This window comes from Pseudomonas sp. GM80 (genome assembly GCF_000282515.1).
Lineage (GTDB): Bacteria > Pseudomonadota > Gammaproteobacteria > Pseudomonadales > Pseudomonadaceae > Aquipseudomonas.
Window position 1 is genome coordinate 41,241 of record NZ_AKJD01000080.1, and the last position, 16,482, is coordinate 57,722.

At 61.0% G+C, this 16,482-nt stretch carries 12 protein-coding genes; 7 read left to right on the forward strand and 5 right to left on the reverse strand.

The features are described 5' to 3' along the window. Both PMI37_RS14120 and PMI37_RS14125 read left to right on the forward strand, forming a co-directional pair. The gene (locus PMI37_RS14120) at positions 1 to 519 is read left to right on the forward strand and encodes a DUF3299 domain-containing protein (protein WP_008081864.1); all 519 of its coding nucleotides are present in this window, start codon (positions 1 to 3) and stop codon (positions 517 to 519) included. Positions 520 to 709: 190 nt separating this feature from the next. Further along, complete coding sequence (locus PMI37_RS14125; protein ID WP_008081866.1) at positions 710 to 1,408, forward strand: OmpW/AlkL family protein; 699 nt, start codon at positions 710 to 712, stop codon at positions 1,406 to 1,408. Between the two features lie 197 nt (positions 1,409 to 1,605). Here the strand turns inward: PMI37_RS14125 and PMI37_RS14130 are convergent, their stop codons facing one another. Both PMI37_RS14130 and PMI37_RS14135 read right to left on the reverse strand, forming a co-directional pair. Continuing rightward, positions 1,606 to 2,535: an NAD-dependent epimerase/dehydratase family protein gene (locus tag PMI37_RS14130; protein ID WP_008081868.1), complete on the reverse strand. Its 930-nt coding sequence runs from the start codon at positions 2,533 to 2,535 to the stop codon at positions 1,606 to 1,608. Then, positions 2,528 to 3,412 (reverse strand): sugar nucleotide-binding protein, encoded by an 885-nt coding sequence (locus PMI37_RS14135; protein ID WP_045123148.1) that lies wholly within the window; start codon positions 3,410 to 3,412, stop codon positions 2,528 to 2,530. The genes PMI37_RS14130 and PMI37_RS14135 overlap by 8 nt, the downstream gene beginning before the upstream one ends. A 324-nt stretch (positions 3,413 to 3,736) precedes the next feature. On the opposite strand from PMI37_RS14135, the gene PMI37_RS14140 reads away from it, so the two are divergent. Next, positions 3,737 to 8,023, forward strand: coding sequence for a DEAD/DEAH box helicase (locus PMI37_RS14140; RefSeq protein ID WP_008081872.1), 4,287 nt, complete (start codon positions 3,737 to 3,739; stop codon positions 8,021 to 8,023). 143 nt (positions 8,024 to 8,166) lie between these two features. On the opposite strand, the gene PMI37_RS14145 is transcribed toward PMI37_RS14140, so the two are convergent. Further along, on the reverse strand, positions 8,167 to 10,263 hold the full coding sequence (locus PMI37_RS14145) for a mechanosensitive ion channel family protein (protein ID WP_008081878.1): 2,097 nt from the start codon (positions 10,261 to 10,263) through the stop codon (positions 8,167 to 8,169). 298 nt (positions 10,264 to 10,561) lie between these two features. Between PMI37_RS14145 and PMI37_RS14150 the strand changes: the two genes are divergently transcribed. Genes PMI37_RS14150 through PMI37_RS14165 form a run of 4 tightly spaced genes read left to right on the forward strand, consistent with a single transcriptional unit; the run spans position 10,562 to position 14,539 of the window. Next, entirely contained in the window at positions 10,562 to 11,488 is a 927-nt protein-coding gene (locus tag PMI37_RS14150; RefSeq protein WP_008081884.1) for a DUF72 domain-containing protein, read from the forward strand. Beyond that, positions 11,485 to 12,282, forward strand: a complete 798-nt coding sequence (locus PMI37_RS14155) for an endonuclease/exonuclease/phosphatase family protein (RefSeq protein WP_008081885.1) — start codon at positions 11,485 to 11,487, stop codon at positions 12,280 to 12,282. The genes PMI37_RS14150 and PMI37_RS14155 overlap by 4 nt, the downstream gene beginning before the upstream one ends. Beyond that, complete coding sequence (gene clsB, locus PMI37_RS14160) at positions 12,279 to 13,553, forward strand: cardiolipin synthase ClsB (RefSeq protein WP_008081886.1); 1,275 nt, start codon at positions 12,279 to 12,281, stop codon at positions 13,551 to 13,553. The genes PMI37_RS14155 and clsB overlap by 4 nt, the downstream gene beginning before the upstream one ends. Beyond that, positions 13,550 to 14,539 carry a lysylphosphatidylglycerol synthase domain-containing protein gene (locus PMI37_RS14165; protein ID WP_008081887.1) on the forward strand — a complete coding sequence of 330 codons (990 nt, stop codon included), beginning with the start codon at positions 13,550 to 13,552 and terminating at the stop codon, positions 14,537 to 14,539. Before clsB ends, PMI37_RS14165 begins: the two co-directional genes overlap by 4 nt. Positions 14,540 to 14,616: 77 nt before the next feature. Here PMI37_RS14165 and PMI37_RS14170 read toward each other — a convergent pair whose 3' ends face one another. Both PMI37_RS14170 and PMI37_RS14175 read right to left on the reverse strand, forming a co-directional pair. Continuing rightward, complete coding sequence (locus tag PMI37_RS14170) at positions 14,617 to 15,372, reverse strand: alpha/beta hydrolase family protein (protein ID WP_008081888.1); 756 nt, start codon at positions 15,370 to 15,372, stop codon at positions 14,617 to 14,619. After that, positions 15,362 to 16,471 (reverse strand): DUF3182 family protein, encoded by a 1,110-nt coding sequence (locus PMI37_RS14175; protein ID WP_008081889.1) that lies wholly within the window; start codon positions 16,469 to 16,471, stop codon positions 15,362 to 15,364. The genes PMI37_RS14170 and PMI37_RS14175 overlap by 11 nt, the downstream gene beginning before the upstream one ends. Positions 16,472 to 16,482: the final 11 nt, after the last annotated feature.

Here is a 16,482-nt window from a genome sequence, read left to right on the forward strand (position 1 = left end):
ATGCCCCGCGCCTTGCTTGCGCTACTGTTGCTGGTCGCCTTGCCCGTGTGGGCCGCGGCGCCGAAAGACCTGACGTGGTCGGAAATGATCCCGCCGGACGCCGCCCCGGAAGTGCCGAACATGACCCCGCTGCACGACCTGTCGAAGATGGGCGATGCGCTGTCTGCCGAATCCGCGCCAGCGGCGAAGCAGGACCTGCCGAATGCGCCGGTGGTGCAGTCGCTCGACGGTCAGACTATTCGACTGCCGGGTTACATCGTGCCGCTGGAGGTCAATGAAGAAGGGCGTACCACGGACTTCTTGCTGGTGCCGTATTTCGGCGCGTGCATTCATGTGCCGCCACCGCCGTCGAACCAGATCGTGCATGTGAAAAGCGAGTTGGGCGTGAAGCTCGACGAGCTGTATCAGCCGTACTGGATCGAGGGGCCGTTGCAGGTCAAGGCGTCGAGCAGCGAGCTGGCGGATGCCGGGTATCAGATGGAGGCGGACAAGATTTATGTGTATGAGCTGCCGGAGTAATCCGGTAGTTCAAGATCAAAAGATCGCAGCCTTCGGCAGCTCCTACAGAGGATCATGTTTCTCTGTAGGAGCTGCCGAAGGCTGCGATCTTTTGCGGACTTCACTGTTTCATTGAGCTGCGTCAAAAGACCGTATCAGTTGGCTTCGTACCATAGGACATCAGAAATTTTTAACGTCCTTTGGAGCCCCCATGAACAAGTCCTTGCTCAGCGCTTCGCTGTTTGCCCTCGCGCTCGCAGCCCCGCTCGCCCACGCCCACGATGCCGGTGACATCATCGTTCGCGCCGGTGCAATCACCGTCAATCCGAAGGCCGACAGTTCAAGCGTCAAGGTCGATCAGGGTCCGTTGAGCGGCACCAATCTGGGCGGCAAGGCAACCATGAGCAGCGACACCCAACTGGGTCTGAACTTCGCCTATATGGTCACCAACAACATCGGTATCGAGTTGCTGGCTGCCTCGCCGTTCGAACATGACGTGAAGCTCAAGGGCACCGCCCTGCCCGCGGCCAACGGCAAACTCGGCACCCTGAAACACCTGCCGCCAACCCTCAGCGTTGTCTACTACCCGCTGGATTCGAAGTCGGCCTTTCAGCCGTACGTCGGCGGCGGCATCAACTACACCTGGATCTACGACGAACACGTCGGCAGCGAAGCGCAGTCGAACGGTTTCAGCAACTTCAAGGCGAAAAATTCCTGGGGTCTGGCCTGGCAGGTCGGTGCTGACTACATGCTGACCGACAACATCATGCTCAACGCCCAAGTGCGTTACATCGACATCGATACTCGCGCGACGGTCGAGAACAACGCGGTGGCTCCGGGCACTCGCGCCAAGGTGAATGTTGATGTCGATCCGTTTGTGTACATGGTGGGTCTGGGCTACAAGTTCTAAGCTGATTTTTACTGAACGTTCACGTGGTGGTGGATGAGGCTTGGTGGTGGGCAGACTTGAATCTGAGGCAACTGCTGAGCAGTTGATCGGGGCGGTGCGACGATTCGTCAAATCCCCTCGCCACAACGGAGAGCAGTAAATTCCGGCCGTGAAAAAGGCGCCTGTCAAAAGGCGCCTTTTTCATGTCTGCGAAACGCTTATTTGCCGAGCAACCGCGCCAGACCGACGTTCATCGGCGTCTGCGCTGGCAGTTTGAAACGCTGCAGCAAGCGTTGATTGTTCGCCCGCGAATGACGGATGTCACCGGAGCGCGCCGGGCCGTAGCTGATCGGCGGCAACTCGCCGACTACCGTTTGCAGGGCTGCGAGCATCTGCTTGAGATTCATCGACTGATTCCAGCCAACATTCACCGCACCCACTTCTACCTCAGGCTTTTCAATCGCCTGCACCAGCACATCGACCAGATCCTCGACATAGAGGAAATCCCGCGTCTGCTCACCATCACCAAACACGGTGATCGGCAACCCTTTCTGCGCGCGTTCGCTGAAGATGCTGATGACCCCGGAGTACGGCGAGGACGGATCCTGGCGTGGGCCGAAAATGTTGAAGAAGCGAAAAATCGCCGGCTCCAGACCGTGCTGGCGACGATAGAAATCGAAGTAATGCTCACCGGCCAGTTTGTCCGAGGCGTACGGCGTCAGCGGCGCTTTCGGCGTGTCTTCGTCAATCGATGCGCCTTCGCCGTTGTTGCCATACACCGCCGCGCTGGAGGCAAACAGCACACGTTTGACCCCAGCCTGACGCATGGCCTCGCAGACATTCAGCGTGCCGATGAAATTGCTCTGGTGGGTCTTCACCGGATCGTCCACTGAAGCCTGCACCGAGGCCACCGCGGCCAAGTGCGCCACCGCGCTGCAACCTTGCATTGCCTGAGCGACCAGTGCGGCATCGGCGACATCGCCAACGATCAGTTCGACCTTGGGATTGTCCAGCGGCAGATTGGCGCGTTTGCCGGTCGACAGGTCATCGAGAATGCGCACCGAATGGCCCTTGGCAAGCAAGGCATCGGTCAAGTGCGAGCCGATGAAACCGGCGCCGCCGGTGATTAAAACGGGGCCTTCAGCCATGACGATAAAACCTATCCAGTAAAGCCGGGAGCGCGGCACGCCAGGCGCGCGGCTTGATCCCGAAAGTGTGCAGAATTTTCTTGCAGGCCAGCACCGCGTGTTGCGGTTCCTCGGCAGCGTCCGGACGCGCGGCGTGAGCCTGGGCGGTCGGCGCTTCGATGGCCAGGGCGTGCAGGCTGCGCGCTTCGGTCAGAATCGCCTGACCCAGCGCCAGCGGCGTGGTCGCCTCGTGGCCGGCGTAGTGATAAGTGCCCCACAGCGGCGCGGCGCAATCGAGTTGCTTGAGCACCGAAATGATCACCCGGGCAGCGTCGTCGACCGGGGTCGGATTGCCACGGCGGTCATCGGCCAGCAGCAATTCTTCAGGTTGCTCGGCGCGGGCGAGAAAACGCCCGAGGGTGCCGTCGGCGCTGTCATCGAGCAGCCAGCCAAAACGCAGCAACACATGCTGCGGGCAGGTGGCGCGAACGCTCTGCTCAATGCGCCACAGCGCCTGACCGCGCAGGCCCAATGGCACCGGTTCGTCTTTTTCGCTGTAGGCGGTAGCACGCGAGCCATCGAACACTCGATAGCTGGAGGGCTGCACGAGAACGATGTTGTGATGCTGGCACAGTTCGGCCAGACGCTCGATCGCGCGCTCCTGCCCGGCCATCCGGGTTTCGCTGACGGCCTCGGCCTGGAACCAGTCAAAATAGTAGGCGAGGTTGATCAACGCATCGGGACGGGTGTCGTCGAGCAATTGGGTCAGGCTCGCGGCATCCCAGCCATTTTCGGGCGGGCGGGGGGCGAGGAAACCGATGTCTTCCTCTGCACCGAGGCGAATCAGCGCCTGCCCAAGGGCATTTCCGCCGCCCAGTAACATAAGGCGCATTCGCATAGAGTCAGCAGGCCCAGTCTGGTTGGAACGATGGCTTTAGCGACAGATCTTGTGGAAGCGTCGCCGATAATTGCCGGAATCGTTGCATTTTGCGGGTTTAGTGCGCAACCGTCATCCGTAAAGTGTACATCCCCGGGATTTGTGTCATGGCCACTGGCCCCATCGCTGGCAAGCCAGCTCCCACAGGGTCCAGTGCTGACCACAAATTCTGTGAACTCCCGCAATCCTTGTGGGAGCTGGCTTGCCAGCGATGAGGCCCTGGCAGACGCTGAAGATCCTGAGCGGTACTTGCATCTTCCCCCCTGCGACCGCATAACTTAAGCCATGAATCTGCCCCTCCCCGCCGACAGCGCTCTGGCAGGCTTTCACCCTGCCGTCAGCGCCTGGTTCCGCAAGACCTTCCCGACGGTCACCGCCGCCCAGGCCCGCGCCTGGCCGTTGATCCGTCAGCGCCGCTCGACTTTGATCGCCGCGCCCACCGGCTCGGGCAAAACCCTCACAGCCTTTCTCGCCGTGCTCGACGACCTCGTCCACCGTGGCCTGGAAAACCCCGACGGTTTGCCCGACGAAACGCTCGTCGTGTATGTCTCGCCGCTCAAAGCCCTGTCCAACGACATTCGCATCAACCTGCAAAACCCATTGGCGGGGATCACCGAACAGCTGCGGCAGATGAACCTGCCGGAAGTCCACATCACCACCGCCGTGCGCACCGGCGACACCCCGCAAAAAGAACGCGCCGCCATGCACAAGACCGCGCCGCACATTCTGGTGACCACGCCGGAGTCGCTCTACGTGCTGCTCGGCTCGGAATCCGGACGAAAAATGCTCGGCACCACGCGCACGGTGATCATCGATGAAATCCACGCCATGGCCGCCGGCAAACGCGGCAGTCACCTGGCCTTGAGCCTTGAGCGCCTGCAAGCGCTGTGCGCCGAACCGCTGACGCGCATCGGCCTCTCCGCCACCCAGAAACCGGTCGAAGCCGTAGCGCAATTCCTCGTCGGCCATGATCGCCCCTGCGAAATCATCGACATCGGCCACGCCCGCCCACGGGATCTGGGTATCGAAGTTCCGCCCGTGCCGTTGTCGGCCGTCATGGCCAATGACGTCTGGGAACTGGTCTACGACCGCCTCGCCGAACTGGCCCGCGAGCACCGCACCACGCTGATTTTCGTCAACACCCGACGCCTGGCCGAACGCCTGAGCCGACACCTCAGCGAACGCCTCGGCAAGCACGCAGTGGCGGCGCACCACGGCAGCCTGGCCAAGGAGTTTCGCCTCGACGCCGAACAACGCCTCAAGCGTGGCAAATTGCAGGTGCTGATCGCCACCGCTTCGCTTGAACTGGGCATCGATATCGGCGAAGTCGATCTGGTCTGTCAGATCGCTTCACCGCGCTCCATCGCCGGGTTTCTGCAAAGAGTCGGCCGTTCCGGACACCAGGTCGGCGGCACGCCCAAGGGCCGTTTGTTCGCCACCACCCGCGATGACTTGATTGAATGCGCCGCCCTGCTCGACTGCGTGCGCCGTGGCGAACTCGATACCCTGCACATCCCCGTCGCGCCGCTGGATGTTTTGGCGCAGCAGATCATCGCCGAGGTCAGCTGTCAGGAATGGTCAGAAGACGCCTTGCTGGCGATGTTCCGCCAAGCCTCGCCCTATCGCGATCTCGACGAAAAACACTATCAGGCCCTGCTGAGCATGCTCGCCGAAGGCTACAACGGTCGTCAGGGCATCCGCAGCGCCTACCTGCACCGCGACGCCGTCAGCCGCACCTTGCGTGGCCGCCGTGGTGCGAAACTCGCTGCCGTGACCAGCGGCGGCACCATCCCCGACAACGCCGATTACAGCGTGATGCTCGAGCCTCAGGGCCTGAACATCGGCAGCGTCAACGAAGACTTCGCGGTGGAAAGCATTGCCGGCGATGTGTTCCAGCTCGGCAATACCTCCTACCGCATCCTTCGTGTGGAAACCGGCAAAGTGCGGGTCGAGGACGCCCACGGCCAGCCACCGACCATACCGTTCTGGCTCGGCGAAGCACCGGGGCGCAGCGATGAATTGTCGTTCGCCGTGGCGCGCCTGCAAGCGCAGCTCGACGCGTTGCTTGGCGCCAGCCCCGGCGACCTGCAACCGGCGCTTGACTGGCTGACGCAAACTCTCGGCCTCAACCGCGCCAGCGCCGAACAACTGGTCGAATACCTCGCCCGCGCCCGGCAAACCCTCGGCGCCCTGCCCTCGCAGGACACGCTGTTGATGGAGCGATTTTTCGACGAGTCCGGCGGCACGCAACTGATCATCCATTCGCCGTTCGGCAGCCGCATCAACCGCGCCTGGGGTTTGGCCCTGCGCAAGCGTTTCTGCCGCACCTTCAACTTCGAATTGCAGGCGGCCGCCAGCGAAGATGCGATCGTGCTGTCGCTGTCCACCAGCCACAGCTTTGAACTGGATGAGATCTGGCGCTACCTGCACAGCAACAACGCCGAGCACACGCTGATTCAAGCGGTGCTCGATGCGCCGCTGTTCGGCGTGCGCTGGCGCTGGAATGCCGGCGTGGCGCTGGCATTGCCGCGTTTTACCGGCGGGCGCAAAGTCGCGCCGCAGTTGCAGCGGATGAAAAGCGAAGACCTGATTGCCAGCGTGTTTCCCGATCAGATTGCCTGCCTGGAAAATCTAGCTGGCGAACGCGAAATTCCTGAGCATCCGTTGATCGAGCAAACCCTCGACGACTGCCTGCACGAGGCGATGGACTGCGAAGGCTGGCTCAATCTGCTGCGACGCATGGAGCGTGGCGAGGTGCGTTTGATCAGCCGCGATTTGCCGGCGCCCTCACCGCTCGCGGCGGAAATTCTCAGTGCTCGGCCTTACACCTTTCTTGACGACGCGCCGTTGGAAGAACGTCGCACCCAAGCGGTGATCAACCGGCGCTGGAGCGATCCGCAATCGACCGACGATCTCGGTGCGCTGGATGCGGACGCGATTAACGCTGTACGCGAAGAAGCCTGGCCGTCGCCAAACGCTGTCGATGAAATGCACGAGGCGTTGATGAGTCTGGCGTGTATCAGCGAGGCTGAAGTGCGAGCGAACGAAGGCTGGCGTGGATGGCTGGACACGTTGGCCGGCAGCGGTCGCGCCTGCCGATTGCAGGTCGATCCCGAACATTGTTTATGGCTGGCCCGCGAACGCCTGAGCTGCCTGCAAGCGCTTTATCCACAGGCCAAAGTACAACCTGAGCTGGAGGCGTTGCCGGGATTCAATGAGGTCTGGACATTCGATGAGGCGTTGGTCGAAGTAATCCGCGCGCGCCTCGGTGCGTTCGGCCCACTGCCGTTACCCGCCATAGCTGAACCGCTCGCGCTGCCAACCGCTCAAGTCAATCAAGCCCTCGCCCAACTGGAGCGTGAAGGCTACGTGCTGCGCGGCCAGTTCACGCCGAAACTGAACATCGAGGAATGGTGCGAACGGCATCTGCTCGCGCGTATTCATCGCTACACGGTCAAGCGTCTGCGCCGGGAAATCGAACCGGTGGCGTTGCAGGATTTCATGCGCTTTCTGTTCGACTGGCAGCATCTTTCGCCCTCGACTCGTGGCCAAGGCAGTGCGGTGTTGCCGTCGATTGTCGGTCAGTTCGAAGGCTACGCAGCAGCGGCCTCGGCGTGGGACAGCGATATTCTTCCGGCGCGTCTCAAGGATTATTCGCCGAGCTGGCTGGATGACCTGTGCCGTAACGGTAAACTGGTGTGGACACGCCTCAGTGCCCGGCAAAAAGTCAGCGGCACGGCGTTGCGCAGCACGCCGATCGTGTTGCTGCCGCGCAGTCAGGTCGGCCTTTGGAGTGCGCTGGCGGAACAGACGCCGGTGAGCGAACTGTCGCCGAAAACCCAGAAAGTGTTTGAAGCCTTGAGTCAGCACGGTGCGCTGTTTTTCGATGAGCTGATTCATGAAGCGCACCTGCTGCGCACCGAGCTGGAAATCGCCTTGCAGGAGCTGGTCGGTGCCGGCCTGGTAAACGCCGACAGCTTCGCCGGCCTGCGTGCGCTGATCACCCCGGCGAGCAAGCGTCAGCAGCGCAGCAGTCGGCGTGGGCGCGGCGCGTTTGTCGGTGGCATGGACGATGCCGGGCGTTGGGCGTTGTTGCGGCGCGGGACGGCGGTGGATAACAGCGAGACGCTGGAGCATGTCGCGATGACGTTGTTGCGACGTTACGGCGTAGTGTTCTGGCGCCTGCTCGAACGTGAGGCGGATTGGTTGCCGAGTTGGCGGGAATTGCTGCGCACCTTTCATCGACTGGAAGCTCGCGGCGAGATTCGCGGCGGGCGGTTTGTCAGTGGTTTGGCGGGAGAACAGTTTGCCTTGCCGGAGGCGATTCCGTTGTTGCGCGAAGTGCGGCGGCGGCCACATGACGGCAGTCTGGTGGCGGTGTGCGGAGTAGATCCGTTGAACCTGGCCGGGACGTTGTTGCCGGGGGTGAAGGTGCCGGCGTTGGTGAGTAATCGGTTGGTCTATCGTGATGGGTTGCCGGCGGCGGCGGAGATTGCCGGCAAGCCGCAGTTCTGGCTGGAGCTGGATCCGATCTCTATGGAGCAGGTGCGCGGCAAGCTGATCCGGCATTGAGGTTTGGCTGCCTCGGCCTCATCGCTGGCAAGCCAGCTCCCACAGGGTTTTGGGTGACGCTGGAATAGAAGGCACACCCCAAATCACTGTGGGAGCTGGCTTGCCAGCGATGAGGCCAGCACTAACACCAAAAAATCAACCGGTTAAGTCCGCGACTCCTGCGGCACCTCAGTCGCAACCACCTCTCCCTCGTGCACCTGCCGCTTCGGCAACAAAACCTGCTGTGGATAAGTCTGCGCAAAATGCACCGTTTCGGTGTTATCCACAAGCTTCTTCAAACGCTGATTGAACGCTCGGCTCACCGCATACTGCCCGCCCGACACCGTGCGGAATTGCGCCGTCAGCACCACACCGTTCAAATCCATCCGATCCACGCCAAACACGTCCAGCGGCCCTTGCAGGTTGTACTTGAGGAACGGATCTTCGCGGATCGAATCGCCGGTCTCGCGGATCAGCTCGATGGCTCTATCGACATCCGTGTCATAAGTGAATTGCACCGAGAAAAACGCATAGGCAAATTGCCGCGATTGGTTGGTCACAGCCTTGATCTGGCCGAACGGCACCGAGTGCACAAAGCCCTTGCCGTCACGCAACCGCAGGGTGCGGATGGTCAGCCCTTCGACCGTGCCGGCATGCCCGGAATCAAGCACCACCCAATCGCCAATCGACAAGGTGTCTTCGATGATGATGAACAGCCCGGTGATCACGTCCTGCACCAATTGCTGCGAACCGAAACCGATGGCCAGACCGACCACACCGGCACCCGCCAGCAGCGGCGCCACATTGATCCCCAGATTGGCCATGGTGGTGATCGCGCAGATCACCACGAGGATGATTTTGATCGCGTTGCGCAACAGCGGCAGGATGGTTTTCACCCGCGTGCTCGGCTGGCGCGCCGCGCGCTTGCTGACCGGTGGTTTCAGCGCTTCCTGAATCGCCGTGTCGAGCACCACCCACAACAGCCACGTCACCAGGAAGATCAGGCCAATGCTGCTCAGCGCGTTACTGATTGCTCGCCCGACCGTGCTGCTCTGGGCGAAATCGAGCAGCGACACACCCCAGATCCGCCCGAGAATGTCGATGAAGGCAATCGCAATGACGATCCGCAGCAACGCATGCAACAGGCTGAGAAAGCGTTCCTTGTAAGCGCTGCTGCGCTGGATCGCTTCGGCTTTTCGCGACTTGAACACGTGCTGCAGGATCGTGCTGAGAAACACCGTGCCGATCAGCAACACGGTAGTGAACAACGCGCAGCGCAGGGCTTTTTGATTGTCCTCGCCGATGCCGATCAGGTTCACTGCCGAAACCAGCACCATCAGCACAATCGGCCAATACCACAGCCCGGAAAAAATCCGCAGCGACTCTTGCATTGAGGGTTGTTTCAGCCGTTGGCTCAGCGGGCGATTACGGATCAGATGCGCCACCGGGCGACGCAGGCGAATCACCAGCAGACCGAAAATCACCGAAGCAATCAGCCCGGTAAACACCGCGACACTGCTGGTGATATTGCCGCCCAGTTGACGGGCAATCTGCGGACTGGTCAGCGCATCGCTGAGGGCCGCGAGAAAGCCGATCAGGAACAATGGCTTCGGGCAGTAATCACGGATGATGCGCGCCGCCGGGCGCTTGTGGCCGACGTTGAATATCACCACTACGCATAACAACATCGACGTGGAAAAGATGCCGCTGCTGGTGGCGTAGGCCAGGCACAGCGCCAGCGCACGGCCCACCGAGGCCTGCAGAAAGTGGCTGACGTAAAGGGTCAGCGGCAGGCAGATCAGCGCCGGTACCGTGTACGGCAGCAGGTAGCCGATCAGGTCCTGGCTGCGCTGCCGGGTGCGTAGCCAGCGGCCTTGGCGCAAGCGGTTGGCCAGCAGACCGCCGAGTACAGTCAGCAGCGCAAAACTGCCGAGCCAGACGCCGGACAAGGTGAGGAAATCCCCAGCGACGCTCCAACCCGAGCGGTTTGACGGCTGGTTGACCAGCCTGTCGACTTCATCGGCCGCACGGTCGGCGCGCAGGCGCCAGGCATCGACCAGATGTTCGTTGATGTCGAGTTTGTCTTGGACGTCGTCGATGCTCGAACTGATCGCACCGAGCAGACCGCCCTGCACGATGGGCTCAGGCTTTGCCGCCTCCTCGGTGGCGGCGGGAACGCCCGGCAGTGCGGCGGCCTCCAGTTCGTTGGTGCCTAGAAACAGCAGTGCTCCCAGCAGAATGGCGATCCTGAACTTGCTCAAAACTCCGATCTCCCGTGGCTGAACCTGTAAGGAACTGATCGATTTTTGTGCGGCAAGTTCAAGACCCCCCTCACAGAGCACCGCCTCGGGCACTGATCGTTCCCACGCTCTGCGTGGGAATGCAGCCCGGGACGCTACGCGTCCCAACAGCGGACGCGGAGCGTCCAATGAGGCGTACCCACGCGGAGCGTGGGTACGATCAAGGAGCGACCGTCGGTAATGCCATCGAAACTTTCCCGATCCGCCCGCAGTCATCAAAAGACAGCGGCAACACGAGGGCTTTCTACGGGAGGGTGGCATGGCGACGATTCACATCGGTATTTCCGGCTGGCGCTACGAACCGTGGCGCGGGGACTTCTACCCCAAGGGACTGGCGCAAAAGCGCGAATTGCAATTCGCGTCGAGGGCGGTCAACAGCATCGAAATCAATGGTTCGTTCTACGCCCTGCAACGACCCGAACGCTATGCGCAGTGGTACGCCGAAACACCCGACGACTTCGTCTTCAGCGTCAAGGCGCCGCGCTTCATCACCCATATCCGCCGTCTGCGCGATATCGAAAAACCCTTGGCGAATTTCTTTGCCTCGGGGATTCTGCAACTCAAAGAGAAACTCGGGCCGATCCTTTGGCAATTTCCGCCGAACTTCAAATTCGAGCCCGAGCGTTTCGAGCACTTTCTCGCGCTATTGCCCCATGACACCGAAGCGGCTGCCGCCCTCGCCCACCAACACGATTCCCACCTGCACGGCCACGCGAGCATGAAAGCCTGGCGCAAAAAGCCGCTGCGCCACGCGGTGGAAATCCGCAACGACAGCTTCCTTGATCCCGATTTCGTACGGCTGTTGAAGCGCTACAACACCGCACTGGTGATCGCCGACACTGCCGATAAATGGCCGTATCGCGAAGACCTCACAAGCGACTTCGTCTATCTGCGCCTGCACGGTGCCGAAGAGCTTTACGCCAGCGGCTATACCGCGCCGGCCCTCAAGCGTTGGGCCGAGCGCATCGACGCTTGGCACCACGGCGAGCAACCGAAGGATGCCCACCTGATCGCGCCACGCTTGAAGCCACGCGCACGCAAATCCCGCGAAGTGTTCTGCTATTTCGACAACGACATCAAAGTCCGCGCGCCGTACGACGCCCGCGATCTGCTGCATCGTTTCGAACTGGATAAAGACCTCGCCACCACCCCCGGCGAACCCGCTGGCGAAGGAGTGCTGGCATGAGTATTCCAGAACCGGTCGGCTTCACCGATGAAGGCTCGGTCGCCGCGCCGTCGGTGCGCACATTCACCGTACTGACGGTCAACACCCACAAGGGTTTTACCGCACTGAATCGGCGCTTCATTCTTCCGGAATTGCGCGAAGCGGTGCGCAGCGTGGCGGCCGACGTGGTGTTCCTGCAGGAAGTCCACGGCACTCACGAACACCATCCCAAGCGTTACAGCAACTGGCCGACGATGCCACAGTACGAATTCCTCGCCGACAGCCTCTGGCCGCAGTTCGCCTACGGGCGCAACGCGGTGTACCCGGAAGGCGATCACGGCAATGCGCTGCTGTCGAAATTCCAGATCATCCGCCACGACAACCTTGATGTGTCGATCAGCGGCCACGAGAACCGCGGCCTGTTGCACTGCGTACTGCGCCTGCCCGGCGACGGTGTCGAGATCCATGCGATCTGCGTGCACCTGGGCCTGCGTGAAAGTCATCGCAACGCTCAGCTGAAGCTGCTCGGCGAACGCCTTGCCGAACTGCCAGATGACGCCCCGGTGATCGTCGCCGGCGACTTCAATGACTGGCGCCAACGCGCCGATGCGTTGCTCAAACCTTGTGGCCTGCGCGAAGTCTTTGCCGAGCACCATGGCAAACCGGCGCGCAGTTTCCCCGCACGCCTGCCGACGCTGCGCCTCGACCGAATTTATGTACGCAACCTCAAAACCAGCCAGCCGAAAGTCCTCGCCAACCGGCCCTGGTCTCACCTTTCCGACCACGCACCGTTATCGGTGGAGATCGAACTATGAACAGCGCGCCGCTGGAGAAATCCGCCGTGGAACCCATCAGCATCAACCCGCCGATACGCGAGCCCGGCCAGGTCGACGTCGAGTACCGCTGGCAGGGTGGCAACCGTGTGCAATTGCTGGAGAACGGCGAGGAATATTTCCCCCGCGTGTTCGAGGCGATGCGCGCGGCGAAAAGCGAAATCCTGTTGGAGACTTTCATCGTCTTCGAAGACAAGGTCGGCGCTGAACTGCAGGAGATTCTGATTGATGCGGCGAAGCGCGGCGTGCGCACCACCGTCAGCCTCGATGGCTTCGGCTGCGGCGAGTTGAGCACCGGCTATCTCGCCGCGCTGAGCGAGGCCGGTGTGCATTTGCAGATCTTCGATCCGGCGCCCAAGCACTTGGGCATCCGGACTAACTGGTTTCGCCGCCTGCACCGCAAGATCGTCGTGGTCGACGGCCTGATTGCGTTCATTGGCGGGATCAACTTTTCCGGTGATCACCTCGCCGATTTCGGCCCTGAGGCCAAGCAGGATTATTCGGTGGAAGTTCAAGGCCCAGTGGTCGCCGACATCCATCATTTCGCCCTTCTGCAAAGTGGTCGGCCGGGCCGTGCGCGGTTCTGGTGGCAACGCCGGCGCCAGCGGCGCGCGGAGATGGCCTTCGAAGACCACGACGGCCAGGTGCGTCTGGTATTCCGCGACAACGATCAACACAGCACCGATATCGAAGACGTCTATTTGCAGGTGTTGCGCCGCGCCAAACGTCGGGTGGTGATCGCCAACGCCTACTTCTTCCCCGGTTACCGCTTGCTGCGCGAAATACGCAACGCCGCGCGGCGTGGCGTCGATGTGCGGCTGATCCTGCAAGGCCAGCCGGACATGCTGGTGGCCAAACTTGCCGCGCGCATGACCTACGATTATTTGCTCAAGGCTGGCGTGCAGATTCACGAATATTGCCAGCGCCCGCTGCACGGCAAAGTCGCGCTGGTCGATGACGAATGGAGCACCGTCGGTTCGAGCAATCTCGACCCGCTGAGCCTGTCGCTGAACCTTGAAGCCAACGTGCTGATTCGCGACCGCGCGTTCAACCAGCACTTGTTCGAGCGCCTCGAAGACCTCAGCCAGAATCACTGCAAAGCCATGGACGCGAGCAAGTCGCCACGCGGGCGTATCTGGCACATGACCGTCGGCTTTCTGGTGTTCCACTTTCTGCGGCATTTCCCGGCGATGGCCGGTTGGCTGCCAGCGCACAAACCACGACTCAAGCCGTTTCGAGGTGATCGCTCATGAGCCATACCGAAGCGCACCCGAGCGGCCATTCAGCGCCCGCGACCCACTCGAAATGGAGCCGATGGAAACGCCCGCTGACCGTGTTGTTTTTCCTCGCACTGATCGTGTTGCTGACGATGTTCGCCACGCGAATCGAATGGGCCGAAGTGCTGCAAACCCTTGCTGACTTCAAAGTGCGCACGCTGATCATCGCCGCCAGCCTGACGTTGCTGAGTTTTCTGGTGTACGCCAGTTTCGACCTGATCGGCCGCACCTACATTCGCCAGGATCTGACCTGGAAACAGATCCTGCCGGTGGGCATCATCAGCTATGCGTTCAACCTCAACCTCAGCGCGTGGGTCGGCGGCATTGCCATGCGTTACAGGCTGTACTCGCGGCTGGGCGTGAGCAAAGGCAACATCGCCAAGATTCTCGGGCTGAGCCTGGCGACCAACTGGTTTGGCTACATGACCATTGCCGGAGTGGTGTTCAGCAGTGGTCTGGTAAGCATGCCGCCGGGGTGGAAAGTCAGCAGCGGCGCGTTGCAGGGCATCGGTATTTTATTGCTGCTGGTCAGCGCGGGTTATCTCGCCGCGTGCCAGTTTTCCAAACGGCGTGAGTGGTCGATTCGTGGCGTGGAAATCAATCTGCCGTCGCTGCGTATGGCGGTGCTGCAATTGTTGCTGGGGGCGTTGAACTGGTCGCTGATGGCGGCGGTGATTTTCACCTTGTTGCCGGGCAAGCTCGACTATCCATTGGTGCTGGGGGTGTTGTTGATCAGCGCGATTGCCGGGGTGATCACGCATATTCCAGCGGGGCTTGGGGTGTTGGAGGCGGTGTTTGTCGCGCTGCTGCAACATGAGGCTTCACGGGGCAGTCTGGTGGCGGGTTTATTGGCGTATCGTGCGATTTATTTTCTGTTGCCGTTGTTGATCACGCTGGTGATGTATTTGCTGGTTGAGGCAAAGGCCAAGGCGCTGCGAATAGAGAAGAAACCGAGGCATTAAGATCAAAAGATCGCAGCCTTCGGCAGCTCCTACCGAGATTGATGTAGGAGCTGCCGAAGGCTGCGATCCTTTGATCTTCAAGATTGAATAATGCTCAACCGTTCGCCCACCACCATCTCGGTAATCCAGTCCACCAGAATCGATGTATACGCCTGCTGCGACACCGGCTCGCTCAACGCGTGATCGGCACCATCAATGATCCGGTGCGTCAACGAATGCGTCTGCTGGCACGCCGCGCGGTAACTCATGATCGCTGCGTGCGGTACGTAGTCGTCAGTTTCCGATTCCACCAGCAACACATCCCCGGTGAACTGCGAACACGCATGCAGCGCTCGGTTGCTGTCGGCGCGCACCAGCGTACTTCGATAATCGCGCAAATCCGCTTTATCCAGCTCGCGCTTGGGCGTGTGCCATTGCTCGTCGCGATACAGCGCTGGCACCCGCAGCGCCAGCCAGCGTACCGGGCGCAAAGACGTGAGGATTGCCGCCAGATAACCGCCGTAACTGGTGCCCACCACGGCGATTGCCGACGTGTCGAGCGCCGGATGCGCAAGCAAGCGGTCATACGCCGCGAGCAGATCACGCAAATTATCCTCGCGAGTTACGCGGGTCAGCGGAATCCCGGTACCGCCAGTGTGCCCGCGCAAGTCGAAAGTCAAACACACACAACCAAGCCCGGCGATGCCTTTGGCTCGCTCAAGGTCACGTTCCTGACTACCGCCCCATCCGTGAACAAACAACACCCCCGGGACTTTCGATTTGGGACTGAGAAATGTCCCGCTCATCTGTTCATCATCAATGTCGATTTGAATGCTTTCACTTCTAGCCGTCATAGGATTTGACCGTTACGTATTTAAGGAGAAAGTCACTGTTCTCGGCCGGACCGCGATACACCTCGATGGCGTCTGCCGGCAGCGGCTGATCGATGTAGGTTTCCACCGACGACACACGAATCGCGCGCATCCCTGGGTCGTTGATGAAGCTTTGCAGCGCCGCGACCTCAGCGCTGCTGGCGCCGCCCATGCGCCAGGATTGTTCGAGTACGCCGCTGCGGGTTTTGCCATTGCTGTCCAGCCCTTGGGCGATGTCGTAATTGCGGCGCGAGGCGTAAAAGCGTGGATAGGCTTCATCGGCGGCGCGGTCGAAAACCTGTGCCTGCTCGATGGCCAGCCGCACATCATCGGGCAGCTCAAGCGCCAGCAAATCATCGTAACCGCCCTGCACGACCAACAAATTAGAGCCGCCGTAAACGTCTTCGCCGTGAGCGTCCTTGGTCAAGTATTGATCACCGCAGTAACTCAGGACTTTATCGCCGATGAACGTCTGTCCGACGCTGTGAGTGATGACGTCGCTCAAGTCCTGTTCCAGCACTACGCCGTCGCTGAACTGTCCTGCGCTGTCGGGGCGAGCGAGGATTTCGTCGAAAGCATCGAGGCTTTGGATCACTTCCTGACCACGGCCGGCACAGGCGTGAATCGGTTTCAAACGGATCGGCCCGTTGTACAACAGGTGTTCGGCGGCTGGCCGGGCATCCACCAGGGAAAACACACTGAGCCCATCGAGCACCACGTTACGCACTCGCTCGGAAAACAGCGGAGACCATCCTTGCGGCGCATGGGCCAGATGACTGCGCAGGCCGTGACTGATGGCTTTGGTGCAGATGAAATCGTGCTCGACAAAACCGCCCCACAAATCCTCCGGCCCCCTGATGCCCAATTCATGAGCGTGGGTAGCGCCGACGATGGTTTGTGTGGGCAACAGGTAGAGGTCCCGACCGCGGTGTTTTTCCGGGTCGTAACTACCACCGAATTTAAGCCCGAGGATCTGCGCCAGCCAACGGGCCAGGGCCTTGTTGGTCTGCACTTCGTGTTTCGGCGCGTCGGACCGCACGGAGTGGGCGACGACGATTTTCCTGCGGGGTGTCGGGGTCATGCGTCCCCCTT